The following is a 16,596-nucleotide window of genomic DNA, read 5'->3' as shown; positions in this document are numbered from 1 at the left end:
TGCATACCTCGAACCTGGCGTGACGCTTGAAATCGCTATCGCGGGCAAGCCTCGCTCCTACACGGCGCGGGGCATTTATTTCCTGGCGACAATCACCGCGCGCATCGGCGCCGGCAGGCCTTCGATGGTCTTGCTGTGGTCGTTCGGGTCGAGGAAATCGCTCAGCGACTGGTACTTCATCCACTCGGTGCCGCGCTGCTCCTCGATGCTGGTCACGCTCACATCCACGCAACGCACATCGCTGAAGCCGGCACGGCGCAGCCACAGTTCCAGGGCCGGCACCGACGGCAGGAACCACACGTTACGCATCTGCGCGTAGCGGTCTTCCGGCACCAGCACCTGATGCCGGTCGCCTTCCACCACCAGGGTTTCCAGCACCAGTTCGCCGCCCTTGACCAGGCAGTCCTTGAGCGCCAGCAAATGCTCGATCGGCGAGCGGCGGTGGTAGAACACGCCCATGGAAAACACCGTGTCGAAGCCTTCCAGGTTGGGTGGCAGATCTTCGAACGGGAACGGCAGGTGCCACACCGCGGGCTCCGACAGGTAACGCTGCACCGCCTGGAACTGGCAGAAGAACAGCCAGTTCGGATCGACGCCGATCACGCTGTGGGCACCGGCGCCGAGCATGCGCCACATGTAGTAGCCGTTGCCGCAGCCGACATCGAGGATGCGTTTGCCTTGCAGGTCCAGGTGCTTCGCGACCCGCGACCATTTCCAGTCCGAGCGCCATTCGGTGTCCACATGCACGCCGAACAGGTCGAACGGGCCCTTGCGCCAGGGCGACAGGCCCATCAGCGCGCTGCGCATCTGGGCGCGGGTGGCGTCGTCGCAATCGGTATCCAGGGTCAGGCCGTTGAGCAGGTCGACCGTGCTCGGCTGGATCTTCGGCAGCGCGTCCAGCGCGCTCTGCCAGCGCTCCAGGTCGCCGTGGCCCTTTTCCATCTTGGTGTCGAGTTGCGCTTGCAGGGTGTTGGCCCAGTCGGCCAGCGGCGTACCGGCCAGACGGCGGGCGAGGGGGGACAGATCAATCATGGCAAGGCAATCAACGAGGCAAAGTTAAGACACTGGAACCACGGCACGACTTTCGAGAACCCGGCCGCCAGCAGGCGTTCGCGGTGTTCTTCGAGGCTGTCGGGCTTCATGACGTTTTCGATGGCGCTGCGCTTCTGGGCGATTTCCAGTTCGCTGTAGCCGTTGGCGCGCTTGAAGGCGATGTGCAGGTCGGTGAGCAGCGCATGCTCCTCGGGGTCGTTGAAGCGCAGTTTCTCCGAGAGAATCAGCGCGCCGCCGGGCAGCAGCGCCTGGCGAATGCGCCCGAGCAGGGCCAGGCGCTGTTCGGGGGCGATGAATTGCAGGGTGAAGTTCAGCGCCACCACCGAGGCCGGCTGGAACTCCAGGGCGAGGATGTCGCCTTCGATCACTTCGACCGGCAACAGCTCCTGGAACATCGAGTCCTGGCCGTTGAGGTACTCGCGGCAGCGCTCGACCATGGCCGCTGAATTATCTATGGCGATCACCCGGCAGCCGTCGGTGCGCACATGGCGGCGCAGGGCTTGGGTCACGGCGCCGAGGGACGAGCCCAGGTCGTAGAGCACGCTATTGGGCTGGGCGAACTGGGCGGCGAGCACGCCAAGGTTCTCGACAATGGTCGGGTAACCCGGCACCGAGCGCTTGATCATGTCCGGGAACACCCGCACCACGTCCTCGTTGAAGGCGAAGTCGGGCACCTGGGCCAGGGGCTGGGCGAAAAGGCGGTCGGGTTCTTTGCTCACGGCGGTTCCAGCGGTGGAGATAGAAAGAGGGGCGGCATTGTAGCCGCTGCCGCAGGCTGCGATAAGGCCCGAAGGGCCTTCAGGGCCTCAAGGGCGACACAAGGCGCCGCCCGGTGGATTCCCCGCCGGTGGCCCTGTAGCCGCTGCCGAGCTTGCGAGGCTGCGCACGAGGACGTAGTCCTCGCCAAGCCTGCGCATGGAATTTATCTGAAGGACCGCGGTGGCCGGTTTTACGGCCGCTTTGTCGGAATGCCGCCCAGACCGATCGCAGCCTCGCGGGCTCGGCAGCGGCTACAGGCTCAGCGGGGCTTCTGGCGGAAGGCCGACGCCGCGATCCCCCATTGCCCCAGCCAGTAACTGAGGATGATCAGGTAGGGCGCGGCATCGAAGGCCACCACAAAACGGCTGATGCCGATCACGCTGTCGGAGAACACAAAGGCCACGGCGCCGGCGGCGGCCAGTTGCGCCGAGCGCTTGGGCACGTCGCTGCCCAGGCGAGCCAGGGCGCGCCAGAGCATGGCGCTGATGGCCAGGCCATAGACGATCACCGGCACCAGCAACGGGCCGAGGCCATGGCTGATCAGGATGCCCAGCAACGCCGCGCCGACAACCAGGGCCAGCAGCAGGGGCAAGGGCGCCAGGCGCTGGCAATCGCTGGTATAGGCCTTGAGATAGGCCAGGTGCGCGACCAGGAAGGCGCCGAGGCCGAACACGAACAGGTCGGCGGGCCAGGCCAGCAGCACGTCGCCGAGCAGGGAGAACAACAGGCCGAGGCTGATCCAGCGGCGATAGTCGCTGGGGGGCGCATCGTGCAGCCAGCCGAGCAGGGCCAGCACCGGCAGCGGCTTGACCAGCAGGCACAGCAGGGTGGCGTGGATGCTCAGGCCGTAGAGGAAGGTCACCGCGCCCATCAGCGCCAGGATCAGCCAGCCCATGTCATTTGACCGAAATGGCGCAGTCGAAGGCTTTCACCGGCGCGACTTCCGGGGCCCAGGGCTGTTGATAGGTCAGCAGCAGGCGCCCGGTACCGGCGGCGAAGGCCTGGAAACGCCAGGTGGACTGGCCGGCGCTGCCCACCAAGCCACTGTCTTCGGGGTTGCTGTAGACCTCGGGGCTGATTTTGCGCAGCACGCCGCCGGCCGAGTCCTGGATCGCCCAGCGATAACCCGTGGTCGGGTTGCTCGGCAGGGTCAGGATCAGGTTTTGCCCGTTGCTCAGTTGCACTGGGCATTCGCTCTGGTTCTCGACCGTGACGTTGTGCTTGGGTTGGCTGGCGCAGGCGGCGAGCAGGGCGAGGCTGAGGGGCAGCAACAGACGAATCGGTGACATGGGTCAGAAAGCTCCGGTCATGACAAAGGGCGAGCATAACCGAAGATTGAGGAATATGTGGTGGAGCAGGGCTGTTGTAGGAGCGAAGCTTGCTCGCGATGAACGATGACGCGGTGCGTCAGGTACTACGCGTTACCTTCATCGCGGGCAAGCCTCGCTCCTACAGGTCCGGGGTTAGAACAGCACTTTCGCCACATCGGCGAAACGCTTGGCGAAGTGCACGGTGATGCCTTCCTTGAGGTACTCCGGCAGCTCTTCGAAGTGGCCGCGGTTGGCTTCCGGCAGGATCAGCTCGTAGAGCTTCTGCCGGCGCGCCGCGATGACTTTCTCACGCACCCCGCCGATGGGCAGGACATGCCCGGTCAGGGTCAGCTCGCCGGTCATGGCCACGCCCTTTTTCGGCGGCTGGTTGCGTGCCAGGGACAGCAGGGCGCTGGCCATGGTCACCCCGGCGCTCGGGCCATCCTTCGGTGTGGCGCCTTCCGGCACGTGCAGGTGGACGAATGCCTCGTCGAAGAACTTGGCATCGCCACCGAATTGCTTGAGGTGCGAGGTGACGTAGCTGTAGGCGATTTCCGCCGACTCCTTCATCACATCGCCCAACTGCCCGGTGAGCTTGAAGCCACGGTTGAGGGTATGAATCCGCGTGGCTTCGATCGGCAGTGTGGCGCCGCCCATGCTGGTCCAGGCCAGGCCGGTGATCACCCCGGTGCCGCTGAGCACCTGCTCGTTGCGGAACACCGGCATGCCCAGGGAGGCTTCCAGGTCTTTCGGGCCGAGCTTGATCACCGCGTCCGGTTCTTCCAGCAGCCGCACCACGGCCTTGCGCACCAGTTTGCCCAGCTGTTTCTCCAGCTGGCGCACGCCGGCCTCGCGGGCGTAACCATCGATCACCGCGCGCAGGGCCGCGTCGCTGATACTCAGGTTGGCCTTGGACACACCCGCCTTTTCCAGCTGCTTGGGCCACAGGTGGCGCTTGGTGATGGCCAGCTTTTCCTCGGTGATGTAGCCCGACAGGCGAATCACTTCCATCCGGTCCAGCAACGGGCCGGGAATCGAATCCAGGGTGTTGGCGGTGCACACGAACAGCACTTTCGACAGGTCCAGGCGCAGGTCCAGATAGTGGTCGAGGAATTCCACGTTCTGTTCCGGGTCGAGGGTTTCCAGCAGCGCCGAGGCCGGGTCGCCCTGGTAGCTCTGGCCCATCTTGTCGATCTCGTCGAGCATGATCACTGGGTTCATCACCTCGACGTCTTTCAACGCTTGCACCAGCTTGCCCGGCAAGGCACCGATGTAGGTGCGGCGGTGGCCCTTGATCTCGGCCTCGTCACGCATGCCGCCGACGCTGAAGCGGTAGAACGGCCGGCCCAGGGATTCGGCGATGGACTTGCCGACACTGGTCTTGCCCACGCCGGGCGGGCCCACCAGCAGCACGATGGAGCCACTGATCTCGCCCTTGTAGGCGCCGACCGCGAGGAATTCGAGAATCCGGCTCTTGATGTCGTCGAGCCCGGCGTGGTGCTGGTCCAGCACCTTGCGCGCATGCTTGAGGTCGAGCTTGTCCTCGCCGTACACGCCCCAGGGCACCGCGGTTGCCCATTCCAGGTAGTTGCGGGTGACCGCGTACTCCGGCGAGCCGGTCTCGAGGATCGACAGTTTGTTCATTTCCTCCACGATGCGCTTTTGCGCTTGAGGAGGCAGGACCTTGCCAGCCAGGCGCTGCTCGAACTGCTCGATGTCGGCGCTGCGATCGTCCTTGGTCAGGCCCAGCTCCTGCTGGATGACTTTGAGCTGTTCCTTGAGGAAGAACTCGCGCTGGTGTTCGCCGATCTTGCGATTGACCTCGGCGGAAATCTCTTTTTGCAGGCGCGCGACCTCGACTTCCTTGCGCAGCATCGGCAGGACTTTTTCCATGCGCTTGAGCATCGGCACGCAGTCGAGCACTTCCTGCAGTTCGTTGCCGGTGGCCGAGGTCAGCGCGGCGGCGAAGTCGGTCAAAGGCGACGGGTCGTTGGGGCTGAAGCGGTTGAGGTAGTTCTTCAGCTCTTCGCTGTACAGCGGGTTGAGCGGCAGCAGTTCCTTGATCGCGTTGATCAGTGCCATGCCGTAGGCCTTGACCTCGTCGGTCGGCTCGCTCGGCTGGTGCGGGTATTCGACCTCCACCAGATAGGGCGGGCGATGGTGCTTGAGCCAGGTGCGGATGCGCACGCGGGTCAGGCCCTGGGCCACGAACTGCAACTTGCCGTTCTCGCGGCTGGCGTGGTGCACCTTGACCAGGGTGCCGTACAGCGGCAGGGCCGAGGTGTCGAAATGGCGTGGGTCTTCCGGCGGGGTGTCCATGAAGAACAGCGCCAGGGAATGGTGTTCGGACTTGCTCACCAGCTCCAGGGTTTCGGCCCAGGGTTCTTCGTTGACGATCACCGGCAAGACTTGCGCGGGGAAGAACGGCCGATTGTGGATCGGGATGATGTAGACCTTGTCCGGCAGATTCTGCCCGGGCAGGGCCAGGCCCTTGCCGGAGGACGTATGGAGTTCGGCGTTTTCCGGGTCGGCGTATTCACTCATGGTTTCAGGAAGTTCTTGCTGGTCGCTCATGGGGCACCTGCGCAATGGGGTATGCCAGGTTAGATGGGGCAGGTGACGAGCGGTTTCAATGGTGCCCGGGCCGGATCAATTATTTCAGTCCTTGTCGCCGCAACGCAGTGCAGCCTCCAAAGCGCTGATTGTGAGGCTGTCATTTCTGCGCAAGAACGTTGGTAAATTGGCGGTGACAAAAAAATGACTTTATGAACCCCCTGATTTTATTGCGTGATCTTCTTCTCTTGGCAGTCTAATCTGGACCGATTAAATGTTGTCAGGAAAATGGCATTTATTTGACGCATCTTTAGCTGCCCAGAGGGACGCGTAATGATCAAAGGACTTTTCAGCGGGGAGCGGCGGGTGTCGCCGTGGGGGTGCAGGGTCGACAACAGTGAGGTCGCGGCGACGAGAGCCGTCTCATGAAGTGGCGCCATACGTTCCAGGTAAGGATCACTGGGGTATTGGCGTTGTTGCTGTTGATCGTGATCGGGGTGGTGTATTTCGCCGTCAAGGCCGCGACCAATCATGCGGTGGAAAACCAGGCGCAAGTGCAGCTGCAAACCGGCGCCCGGGTCTTCGAACGCCTGCTCGAACTGCGCGGTCGGCGCTTGCGTTATGGCGTGGACTGGCTGGTGGTGGACTCGCAGTTCCGTGAGGCGGTGATCAGCGGCGACTCGCGGGCGATTCTGGAGGCGCTGCGTCAGCATGGCACTGGCACCCGCGGCAGCGAGCTGTTCGTGCTCGGCGCCGAAGGCACGGTGATCGCCAGCACCCTGGGGGCGATCGCCGAGCGTGAGCATTTCCCCTATGACCGAGCATTGCGCACGGCCCTGCGGCAGAGCAAAAGCATGTTGATCGTCGCGCTCAAGGGCCAGCCTTATCTGCTGGTCCAGGGGCAGGTACTGACGCCGATGCACATGAATCGGGTGGTCATGGCGTTTCGCATGGACGACCTGTTCGCCAGCGAGTTGCGCTCCATGAGCAACCTGGAGGTGTCATTCCTCACCCTGCAGGACGGGCGCGCGGGGGAGCTGTTCAGCACTCAGCCGGACATTTTCTGGGCGACCATCATCACCACCCTGCGCAATGCGTCCTGGCGCGCGCGACCACAGTTGAGCGATGCTCACGGCAAGCGCTTCCTCAATCAGGCCCTGCAACTGGCCAATACCGACGATCCCGACGACCCCAAGGTTCTGGCGTTGCTGCAAAGCCCGCTGGATCACGCCTTGCAGGCCTTCGCGCCGCTGGACCGCGAGTTCCTGGTGATTGCCCTGGTGGCGCTGGTGGTGTCGCTGGCCGGCGCCCTGTTCATGGCGCGGCGGGTGTCGCGGCCGTTGAATGTGCTGGCCGATGCCGCCCAACGCATCGGCGCCGGCAACTACCAGGTGCCGGTGGTGCTCAAGCGCACCGACGAGTTCGGCTTGCTGGCCGAGGCGATCAACGCCATGCAGAGCGGGATTGCCAGCCGCGAGCTGCAACTGGCCCACAACGCCCTGCACGACCCCCTGACCGGCCTGCCCAACCGGGCGCTGGCCATGGAGCGCCTGAGCAACGCCATCAGCGCCGGGCGCAAGGTGGTGCTGCTGTACCTGGGCATCGAGGACTATCGGGCGATCAACGAAGGCCTGGGCCCGGAAGGAGTGGAGCAGATGATGCGCGAAGTCAGCCGGCGGCTGTCGGAGACGGTGTCCACCGGCGACACCGCCGCGCGCATCACCGCCAACGAGTTTCTGTTGCTGCTGGAAAATACCGAGATCGATGGCGCGGTGGCCATGGCCGACCGGCTCCATGCGTTATTGAGCCGGCCGCAGCCCCTGCGTGGCGATGAAGTGCAGCGCCAGGTGTGCATCGGCGTGGCGGTCTACCCCACCGACGGGCAATCGGCGGAAGAGCTGATCAGCCGCGCCGCCATCGCCCGCCACGACGCGGCCGCCCAGCCCGGTTACCTGCAGATCTACCAGCAGGACCGCGACCTGGCCCATCAGCGCCAGATCGGACTGATCCGCGACCTGCGCCGGGCCGCGGCGGAAGGCGAGCTGTTCTTGCTGTACCAGCCCAAGCTGGACCTGCGTCACGGCCATGTGCACCAGGCCGAAGCCCTGCTGCGCTGGCAGCATCCGGAGTTCGGCATGGTCTCGCCGACGGAGTTCATCCCCCTGGCCGAGCGCACCGGCAGCATGAACAGCCTGACCCTGTGGGTGATCGAGGAGGGCATGCGGCAACTGGCCGAATGGAACATGCGCGGGCTGCATCTGCAGTTGTCGCTGAACATCTCGGCGGACGACCTGCATGGCCACGACCTGGCGGCGCGGGTGAGCGTGTTGCTGCAGCGTTATCGGTTGTCCGCCGAGCAACTGATTTTCGAGATCACCGAAAGCGCCATCATGCGTCACCCGGAGCAGGCGCTGGAGGTGTTGCAGAGTCTGCGCGACTGCGGCATCAGCCTGTCGGTGGACGACTTCGGCACTGGCTACTCGTCGCTGGCGCAATTGCAGCGGCTGCCGGTGCAGGAGCTGAAGATCGACCAGTCGTTTATCCGCAACCTCGACGAAACCAGCGGCGACGCGGTGATCGTGCGTTCCACCATCGAGATGAGCCACAACCTGGGGCTCAAGGTGGTGGCCGAAGGGGTGGAGCAGGAGCGCAGCCTGCGCCTGCTGGAGCGCTGGCATTGCGACACGGCCCAGGGCTACCTGATCAGCCGGCCGCTGACTGCCGCAGCCTTCGAGGCCTGGCTGTTGAAGTCGCGGATTTCCAGCTGAGCAGCCCTGTGTGGCCGCACCGGGCGCTGCAGCCAGAGATCTGCAGGCCCTGCTTCACGGTGTGGACTCTGTCGCCATGAACCCTCGGCGATGGGGCCGCGGCTTACTGCTTGGTGCACTCGGCGGGGAGCGCTACGACGCCGCCCATGGAGGCGAAGGCGACCATGCCGCCACTGGGCAGGATGCAATTGTATTCGCCGTTGCTGGTGCTGGCGGTGAAGTAGGTCTGGGAAGCGTCGCTGCGCACATTGGAGACCGTGGTCACGGGCTTGCCGAGGGTGGTCTGGGCGCGGTTCTTGAGGTCGTCGTTGCTGGGTTTGGCAATGGCGCAACCGCCCAGGGCGAGAGCCAGGATGCCGAGCAGGGCGAGGGGACGAGCAGTGGGGTGGAGGTTCATGGTGATTCTTCCTTGGCATTGTTGTGTTTTCTACGGCGCAGCCGACCCCGACACCGCAGAGCGTCGGTGTTGAGAAGAGCGAGTGAGTGGTTGGCACTATATCGCCGGGGTGGGGGAGGGTCGATTAGCACAGATGGGCTAATGTCCCTTTGCAATTGCGGGGGGCGGGGTATGGGGTCAGGGCCGGCAGAAGGTCGCCGGCCCCGGATCGAGGTTCAGCTCAGCAGTTGTTCCTGCAGGCGCCGGCCGAGTACGTCCAGCAGGTCGCAACCGTCGCGCAGGGGGATGACGCAGAGCTGGGCGAAATCCTGGAGCAGCGCCGGGTTGCCGTGCAGGTTGGCGTCGCTGGCGAGGTTTTCCAGCAACTGGGCCGCGGCGCGGATGCGGTGGGCGGCGGCTTCGTGCAGCACATCCAGGGGCGCCTGGGTGTCGATCAGCAAGGCGGGGATGGTGCAGTCGTTGCTGGTCAGGGCCATGTAGCGGCGGGGTGAGGGGTCGTCGATAAGCGCGGGTGGATCGGGAGTGAGTTTTTTCATTGGTCTGTTCCTAACGTATGAGTCGGAGTCGCCAGAAATCACTTCCACGTAATCAGGTGGCGGCTGTACGCAGGTGTGGAAGACCGGGACGTTAGGCACCCGGCGCACTCAAGAGTGCCCCACGCACAGCCGCCATAAAGTGCAGGCGAAAAAACGCCTGACTCACGTTGCTTTGCGCGCCTAACGATATAAGGGCTTCCACACCCTGTCACTGAGTTTGCAGTGACAGGCAAACCATAGAGTCCGGGGCCCGGCGGGACAAGGTGATGGGAGTCGACGCGTGTTGTAGGAATTTTCGCTATAACCACTGCCACACCGATCTCGGATCAATATTGGCCCTGTAGCCGCTGCCGAGCCCGCGAGGCTGCGATCGGCCGCAAAGCGGACGCCAAACCAGACAACGCGGTGTCTCAGGCCGATGGGGGATACCGCCCTTGCGTCTGCTGCGCAGACGATCGCAGCCTCGCGGGCTCGGCAGCGGCTACATGAACCGTTATCGCCTGGGCGCCTTGTTGGTGGTTGGGCGGGCCCTATCGTGAGCAAGCTCGCTCCTACAGGTATTGCACCGTCCTTGTAGGAGCGAGCTTGCTCGCGATGACGTCAGGCCGGGCAATACAAAAATGAAAGGCCGAAGAAACTCCCTCCAAACGCCACCCACAAAAAAAGGCGGCTACCCGCAGGTAGCCGCCTTTTCATTCACCGCCGGTAAGGCTTATTCCGACAGTTTGTAGGCGATGATGTAGTCGCCCATCTTGGTGCCCAGCGAGCCGTGGCCACCCACGACCACCAGCACGTACTGCTTGCCATCCTTGCCGGTGTAGCTCATCGGCGTGGCCTGGCCGCCCGCTGGCAGGCGGGATTTCCACAGTTCCTTGCCGTTGTTCACGTCATAACCGCGGATGTACTGGTCCAGGGTGCCGCTGAGAAAGCCCACGCCACCGGCGGTGACCATCGAGCCGCCCATGCTCGGCACGCCGATGGGCAGGCCGATCGGTACCGGCGAGCTGTCGCGGCTGGTGCCGTTCTTGTGCTTCCACACCACTTTGTTGGTGGTCAGGTCGATACCGGCCACGTAGCCCCAGGCCGGGGCCTGGCAAGGTACGCCGAACGGCGACATGAACGGATGCATGATCACCGCGTAAGGCGCGCCGGTGTTGGGTTGCACACCGGAGGTTTCGCTTTCGCGCTTGCTGCCGGCGGCGACTTCGGCGCGCGGCACCAGCTTGGAAACGAAGGCCATGTAGTTCGGGCTGGTGAACAGCAGGTGACGGACCGGGTCGATCGACACGCTGCCCCAGTTGAACACACCGACGTTACCCGGATAGACCAGGCTGCCCTGGATCGACGGCGGGGTGTACTGGCCTTCGTAGCGCAGTTCCTTGAACTGGATGCGGCACAGCATCTGGTCGAACGGCGTGGCGCCCCACATGCCTTTTTCTTCCAGCGGCGGCGGCAGCAGGTTCAGGTCCGAACGGGCCTGGGTCGGCGCGGTGTGGTCACCTTCGACCGCACCGCCCGGCGCCGGTACTTCCTGGATCGGCACGATCGGGGTGCCGTCGCGACGGTCCAGCACATACAGGCTGCCTTGCTTGGTCGGCTGAATCAGCGCCGGCTTGATGCCGTCCGCGGTCTTCATGTCCACCAGGGTCGGCTGGCTGCCCACGTCCATGTCCCACAGGTCATGGTGGGTGAACTGGTAGTTCCAGCGCAGCTTGCCGGTGTCGATGTCCAGGGCCACGGTGCCGGCGCTGAACTTCTCGGCGCCCGCGGTGCGGTTGCCGCCCCACTGGTCAGGCATCTGGTTGCCCAGCGGCAGGTAGACCAGGCCCAGCTTCTCGTCGACGCTGGCCAGGGACCACATGTTCGGCGAGTTGCGGGTGTAGGTCTGGCCTTCCGGCAGCGGCGTGGTGACGTCGGGGTTGCCGGCGTCCCAGTTCCACACCAGGTGACCGTCGTGCACGTCGAAGGCGCGGATCACGCCGGACGGTTCGTTGGTCGACTCGTTGTCGGTCACGTGGCCGCCGATGATCACCAGGTTACGGGTGATGGCGGCTGGCGACGTCGAGTAGTAGCCGCCCGGGGTGAACGGGCCGATACCGGCCTTCAGGTCCACGGCGCCTTTGTTGCCGAAGTCTTCGCAGACCTTGCCGGTGTCGGCGTTGATCGCGATCAGGCGCGCGTCGGCGGTCGGCAGGAACAGGCGACGCGGGCAGCTGGCGGCGATCGCCTGGCCGGCGGCCGAGAGGCTGGCCGGGGTGCTGATGGCGTCGCTTTTGTTGAAACTGGCTTCGTCGTAGTACGACACGCCGCGGCAGGTCATGTGTGCCCAGCCACGGAAGTCATCGCCGTTCGGGCCCTGGATTTTCGGGTCGAAACGCCAGATTTCCTTACCGGTGTCCGGGTCCAGCGCCAGCACCTGGCTGTGGGCGGTGCAGGCATAGAGCATGCCGTTGACCTTCAGCGGGGTGTTCTGGTTGGTGATTTCCACCGGGTCCTTGGCGGTCGGCATGTCGCCGGTGCGGATGCGCCAGGCTTCCTGCAGCTTGCCGATGTTGGCCGGAGTGATCTGGGTCAGCGGCGAGTAGCGGTCACCGAACTCGGTGCGGCCATACGCCTGCCAGTCGCCTTCGGGCATGGTCGGCGCGGCGCTGGTGGTGTCGGCGCTTGCACGGCCCAGTTCGCCCGAGATCTCGCCCGGATTGGTGAACTGGCTGTTGATCGCGGCACCGCCGGCCAGGACCACAGCCACGCCCAGTACCGCGGTGCTCACAGGCGCCGGGCCGTTGCGCAGCAGCGGACGACGGAACCATGGCAGCAGCAGAACCACGCCCAGGGCAAAGAACAGCGACAGGCGTGGCACCAGTTGCCACCAGTCCAGGCCGACTTCCCACAGCGCCCAGACGGAGCTGGCGAACAGCACCACCCCGTAGACGAGCAGCGCGGCACTACGACCGGCCAGCAGCAGGATGCCGCTGACGATCAGGCCAATACCGGCCAACAGGTAGTACAGCGAGCCGCCGAGCATGCTCAGCTTGATCCCCCGGCCAGCATGGCCAGGCCCATTAGCAGCAGCAAGATGCCGAGCAGGCTCGGCAGCAGGCGGCTCGGACTTGAAGCACCATCAGTGCTCATAGTGTGGTTCTCCGTGACGTTTAAGGTAGTCCCGCGCTTGTTCACTGTAGATGACGATCAGGCGCGGGCATGGTTCAGCAGTGTTTGGGAAAAACAGTTTTATTCAGATTGGGCGCGTTGCCGGTGCGCCTCAGAACGAGCTCTGGATCTTGATCCCGCCGATCAGTGCGTCGTCGACCTTGTCCACGCCACCCGGGTGGCGGATGTATTGCAGGTTCGGGCGCACGGTCAGCCAATTAGTGACATGCACGCCGTAGTACAGCTCGGCGCTGTATTCGGTGTCCTGGGGCGGCAGGTAGGCCGGGTTGTCGTAGTCCTGGATGAGGTTGGCCTGGTTGCTCGCTTCGGCGTTCTTGCGGTAGGCCGGGTTGACGTGGACCCGGGCCATGGCGAAGCCGATGTCGTCCTTGGCGCGCGCATCGAACAGGCCCTTGTAGACCAGGCCGGCCTGGACGTAGTTGTCGATGGCGTTGGTCTTCTTGTCGTGCATCGTCGCGTTGGCGAACAGGCTCAAGCCGCGCGAGTGGTCGCTGGCCAGGCTGGTGATTTGCTGTTGCGCGCCCAGCCACAGGCCGTGCTTGCTCGAACTGCTGCGATAGGCCTCGCCGCTCAAGGCCGCCGGCTGGCCGTTGCTGTCCTTGTACACGTCGCTGGCCTTGGCGCTGCTGTAGTAGTAACCGGCGCGGTATTCACCCGGCAGGCCGCCCGGCTTCGGCGTCCACACCAGTTCCACTGGCAGCAGGGTGCCCTGGGTGCCGCTGCCGCTGAGCTTGAAGCCATTGCCGCGCTCGAGGTTGGACGGGTTCTGCTCATAGGCGCCGATCTGCGCGTAGAGCTCAGGGGTCAGGTGATATTTGACCCGCAGCGCCCACTGGCTGACCGGCCAGTTGTACCAGACGCTGCCGGCCCAGTTGCCGACCTGGGAGCCACAGAACGCCAGGTTCTGGAAGTCGCAGGGGAAGCTGTTGAAGTCTTCGCCCTGGCCGAACCGGCCGACCTTGATATCGAGTTTCTGGTCGAAGAATTTCTGCTGGTACCACATCTGCGTCAGGCGCCAGGTCTGGCCGCGGCCCCAGACTTCCTGGGCCGAGGTGAAGCCACCGACCCGCGGGTCGTTGATGCGGTCGTTGCTGATGTTGTCGCCGTCGCGCTTGGTGATGGTCAGTTGGAACTCGGCATCGTTCCAGCCGAGGATCTTGCCCAGGTCCAGGTGGCTGCCGAAGGCGAACTGGTCGCTGAAGCGCGCGGTGCGGTCATGGTCGTAACCGCCATGCAGGTTGGCGCCCATTTCGCCGACGAAGTCGATCTTGAAGTCGTAGCCTTTTTTCGCCAGCTCGGTGCGGTTGCCATTCCAGTCGCCGAGCATCCACGGGGACTCGCTGTCGAAGGCCGGCGCGGCCTGGGCGCAGGTAGCCAGGCCGAGGGCGCCGAGCAGGGTCATGGTTTGGTGCAGGGCGGCAGGGTGAGAGACAGCGCTGTCTTTAAAGGTTTGAACGTCTGGCATAGGTGAAGTCTTGGTCTTATTCAAGGAAATGGGCAGGCAAGCAAAGGCTCGACGTGGCTCGGTTCGCGGCAGTGCGAGCACGTTAATACAGCTGATTCAAAGGGCAGGATTAAAGGTTTCAGCCTGAGCGGCGCGAAGAATAAATCAGGGGCCAGGCGAGAGAAAGGGCTTTTGTTGACATGAATCATTTCGGATTCGGTAACAGTACTGTCTCGCCGCCTGGAGCATAGGGCCTGCTGGCGCGGTGAATGCCAGGAAAGCCGTGGCGCGACGGCCCGTTGCAGGTCGTCGCGGGTCAGAGCCTCAGAAGGTGGTGCGCAAGCCGACCTCGATGCTGCGCCCCTGGGCCGGGGCGATGTCGCGCAGGATCGAGCTGGCGTAGCGCACGGTCTGGTTGGTCAGGTTCTCGCCCTTGACGAAGGCCAGCCACTGGCTGCTGCCGATGTCGAAGTGGTAACCGGCGCTGGCGCCCAGGGTGGTGTAGCCGTCGGTGCCGCTTTCGTTGTCCGGCACGCGACGCTGGCTGGCGGCGTGTTCGACATCGATGCGCGCCTGCCAGCGATCCAGTTCCCACAGCAGGCCGCTGTTCAGGCGCAGCGGCGCGATGCGTGGCAGGGCTTCACCGTTGTCCAGATTCTTGGCGCGGGTGTAGTCGCCGGACAGTTCCAGGGCGAACTTGCCGTAGGCGCTTTCGCCGAGCTTCCAGTGGTCCTGGGCCTCGATCCCGGCAAACCGCGCGCGGACCCCGGAGTAGGTGTATTCCGGCATGCCGCCTGCGTCTTCCTCGCCTTCATCGTTGAGGGTGCGCCCGCTACCGAGCAGCCCGATGTAGTTGGAGAAGTGGCTGTAGAACACCCCGACGCTGCCTTTGTGGGTGCCGTTGTCGAAACGCAGGGCCAGGTCGCTGGACACGGCTTTTTCTTTCGACAGGTTGGCGTCGCCGACTTCATAGGTGCCGGTGGCCACGTGGGCACCGTTGGCATACAGCTCGTAGAAGGTCGGCGCGCGTTCGGTGTAGCCCAGGGTGGCGGCCACGGACCAGATCGGCGTCAGGGTGTAGACCGCGCCGGACGACAGGCTGCCGGCGGTGAAACTGTTGGAGCTGTCGGCCTGGCTAAAGCGCTCGTTGCCTTTGCTGTCCGGGTCGACGCGGGTGTGTTCCAGGCGCCCGCCGAGGCTGAGTTTCAGGCGCTCGGTGGCCTGCAATTCTTCGAGGATGAACAGCGCGGCGCTGTCGGTATCGGTCTGGGGTACGAAGGCTTCTTCGCCGAGCGCGGAAAATTCGCTGCGGCTGACCTGGGTGCCGATCACCCCATTGAGCGGGCCGAGGGGCTGGTGGCGCGCTTCGACCCGGGCTTCGTAACCCTTGTTCTTGAAAATGGTGCCGGTCTCGCCGCCTTCGATTTCGCGGTGCTCGTAATCGGTGTAGCCGGCGTCGAACTTCAGTGAGCTGAAGGGGCCGTCGAGGTTGCGCAGTTCCGAGGCGAAGGCGTAGTGATCCTGCTTCATGCGGATGCGCACGTCGTCTTCGGCGGGCGAGCCGTAGTTGGAGTCGTAGTTGCTGTAGGACAGCCCGGCGTAACCGTCGTCCCAGGTGTAGGAACCGCCGATGGCGCCGCCGTCCTGACGGCCGTCGCTGTTGCCCAGGCGGCCTTTTTTGCCGTTGCCGTCTTCACTCGCTGGGGCGTGGCGGCTGCGGGCGTAGCCGGGGATTTTCAGGTCGTTGAACTGCCGCGAGTTGGCGTCCAGGTGCAAGGCGAAGGTGCCGTTGCCGGCTTCCAGCTTGCCCGCGCTGCTGCGGGTGGTGTCGGCACCGCCGTAACGCAATTCACCGGCACCGTGGATGCCTTCGATGGCTGCGGTGGGGATGCGGTTGTCGAAGGTGTTGACCACGCCGCCGATGGCGCTGCCGCCATACAACAGGGCGGCCGGGCCGCGGACGATCTCGATGCGCTCGACGTTGACCGGGTCCAGCGGCACGGCGTGGTCGTAGGACAGCGACGACGCATCCAGGGCGCCGACACCGTTGCGCAGCAGGCGAATGCGATCGCCGTCCAGGCCGCGAATGATCGGCCGGCTGGCGCCCGGGCCGAAGTAGGACGAAGACACGCCCGGCTGTTTATTCAGGGTTTCGCCGAGGCTGCCTTGTTGTTGCAGGGTCAGATCGTCGCCTTCCAGTACCGTGCTTGGCGCTGCCGTTTGCTGGCTGCCCAGGGGGTTGGCGGTGATGACCTGCGGTTGCAACTCCAGGGCTTGGGCCTGGGAGGCGAACAGCAAGGCGGCGGACAGCGGCGTCAGGCGCCAGAGTAAGGAGCGAGAAGGGCGGGGGGCAGAGAGGGACATCGGTCATTCCTTGGCAAGCGCAAGGCTGTGCGCTTTGAGTCAAAAGAGAACAGGCGTGACACGGCGAGGTGTCTGGATCAGGGGTTTGTTTTGTATTGATATAATATAACATCTCTTTCTGCACAAAAAGAAAGGAACTTTTCAGGAGAAGGGGGGCATTCGTTCCGATGTAGTCGCTGCCGCAGGCTGCGATCGAGCGGAACGCTCGCGGCGATCTCAGGTGCATGAGCGCCTTCGGCGC

General features: G+C 64.3%; 10 protein-coding genes and 1 pseudogene. 1 reads left to right on the top strand and 10 read right to left on the bottom strand.

The window, feature by feature from the left end; genetic code table 11:
- Positions 1-75: 75 nt before the first annotated feature.
- The 5 genes from cmoB to lon form a co-directional block, all read right to left on the bottom strand.
- A complete protein-coding gene (gene cmoB / locus PMI20_RS27270; RefSeq protein WP_007929591.1) occupies positions 76-1,032 on the bottom strand; it encodes a tRNA 5-methoxyuridine(34)/uridine 5-oxyacetic acid(34) synthase CmoB in 957 nt (318 codons plus the stop codon).
- Positions 1,029-1,772: a carboxy-S-adenosyl-L-methionine synthase CmoA gene (cmoA, locus tag PMI20_RS27265; protein WP_007929593.1), complete on the bottom strand. Its 744-nt coding sequence runs from the start codon at positions 1,770-1,772 to the stop codon at positions 1,029-1,031. Before cmoA ends, cmoB begins: the two co-directional genes overlap by 4 nt.
- Before the next feature lie 299 nt (positions 1,773-2,071).
- Positions 2,072-2,707, bottom strand: a complete 636-nt coding sequence (locus PMI20_RS27260; RefSeq protein ID WP_007930774.1) for a lysoplasmalogenase — start codon at positions 2,705-2,707, stop codon at positions 2,072-2,074.
- 1 nt (position 2,708) lies between these two features.
- Positions 2,709-3,101, bottom strand: coding sequence for a protease inhibitor I42 family protein (locus PMI20_RS27255; protein ID WP_007930776.1), 393 nt, complete (start codon positions 3,099-3,101; stop codon positions 2,709-2,711).
- Between the two features lie 174 nt (positions 3,102-3,275).
- On the bottom strand, positions 3,276-5,696 hold the full coding sequence (gene lon / locus PMI20_RS27250) for an endopeptidase La (RefSeq protein ID WP_007930780.1): 2,421 nt from the start codon (positions 5,694-5,696) through the stop codon (positions 3,276-3,278).
- Positions 5,697-6,100: 404 nt separating this feature from the next.
- Here lon and PMI20_RS27245 point away from each other — a divergent pair, with 404 nt between their 5' ends.
- On the top strand, positions 6,101-8,443 hold the full coding sequence (locus PMI20_RS27245) for a putative bifunctional diguanylate cyclase/phosphodiesterase (protein WP_007930782.1): 2,343 nt from the start codon (positions 6,101-6,103) through the stop codon (positions 8,441-8,443).
- Positions 8,444-8,546: 103 nt separating this feature from the next.
- Here PMI20_RS27245 and PMI20_RS27240 read toward each other — a convergent pair whose 3' ends face one another.
- The 5 genes and pseudogenes from PMI20_RS27240 to PMI20_RS27220 all read right to left on the bottom strand — a co-directional run bounded on the left by PMI20_RS27240 (position 8,547) and on the right by PMI20_RS27220 (position 16,355).
- Complete coding sequence (locus tag PMI20_RS27240; protein WP_007930783.1) at positions 8,547-8,840, bottom strand: hypothetical protein; 294 nt, start codon at positions 8,838-8,840, stop codon at positions 8,547-8,549.
- 215 nt (positions 8,841-9,055) lie between these two features.
- On the bottom strand, positions 9,056-9,376 hold the full coding sequence (locus tag PMI20_RS27235) for a hypothetical protein (protein WP_007930784.1): 321 nt from the start codon (positions 9,374-9,376) through the stop codon (positions 9,056-9,058).
- A gap of 712 nt (positions 9,377-10,088) precedes the next feature.
- Positions 10,089-12,508, bottom strand: a pseudogene (locus tag PMI20_RS27230) (glucose/quinate/shikimate family membrane-bound PQQ-dependent dehydrogenase).
- 130 nt (positions 12,509-12,638) lie between these two features.
- Entirely contained in the window at positions 12,639-14,012 is a 1,374-nt protein-coding gene (locus tag PMI20_RS27225; RefSeq protein ID WP_007929106.1) for a carbohydrate porin, read from the bottom strand.
- A gap of 303 nt (positions 14,013-14,315) precedes the next feature.
- The gene (locus PMI20_RS27220; RefSeq protein ID WP_284170380.1) at positions 14,316-16,355 is read right to left on the bottom strand and encodes a TonB-dependent receptor; all 2,040 of its coding nucleotides are present in this window, start codon (positions 16,353-16,355) and stop codon (positions 14,316-14,318) included.
- Positions 16,356-16,596: the final 241 nt, after the last annotated feature.

It is taken from the genome of Pseudomonas sp. GM17 (assembly GCF_000282175.2).
In the GTDB taxonomy this organism is placed as follows: domain Bacteria; phylum Pseudomonadota; class Gammaproteobacteria; order Pseudomonadales; family Pseudomonadaceae; genus Aquipseudomonas; species Aquipseudomonas chlororaphis.
The sequence above is the reverse complement of the archived record's forward strand: the minus strand, read 5'-3'. Positions and strand labels throughout refer to the sequence as shown.

What these genes read in the sequence shown, in the direction of transcription:
- cmoB (WP_007929591.1), bottom strand. Translation starts at nt 1,032, where the DNA reads ATGATTGATCTGTCCCCCCTCGCCCGCCGTCTGGCCGGTACGCCGCTG.
- PMI20_RS27260 (WP_007930774.1), bottom strand. Translation starts at nt 2,707, where the DNA reads ATGGGCTGGCTGATCCTGGCGCTGATGGGCGCGGTGACCTTCCTCTAC.
- PMI20_RS27255 (WP_007930776.1), bottom strand. Translation starts at nt 3,101, where the DNA reads ATGTCACCGATTCGTCTGTTGCTGCCCCTCAGCCTCGCCCTGCTCGCC.
- lon (WP_007930780.1), bottom strand. Translation starts at nt 5,696, where the DNA reads ATGAGCGACCAGCAAGAACTTCCTGAAACCATGAGTGAATACGCCGAC.
- PMI20_RS27245 (WP_007930782.1), top strand. Translation starts at nt 6,101, where the DNA reads ATGAAGTGGCGCCATACGTTCCAGGTAAGGATCACTGGGGTATTGGCG.
- PMI20_RS27240 (WP_007930783.1), bottom strand. Translation starts at nt 8,840, where the DNA reads ATGAACCTCCACCCCACTGCTCGTCCCCTCGCCCTGCTCGGCATCCTG.
- PMI20_RS27235 (WP_007930784.1), bottom strand. Translation starts at nt 9,376, where the DNA reads ATGAAAAAACTCACTCCCGATCCACCCGCGCTTATCGACGACCCCTCA.
- PMI20_RS27225 (WP_007929106.1), bottom strand. Translation starts at nt 14,012, where the DNA reads ATGCCAGACGTTCAAACCTTTAAAGACAGCGCTGTCTCTCACCCTGCC.
- PMI20_RS27220 (WP_284170380.1), bottom strand. Translation starts at nt 16,355, where the DNA reads ATGTCCCTCTCTGCCCCCCGCCCTTCTCGCTCCTTACTCTGGCGCCTG.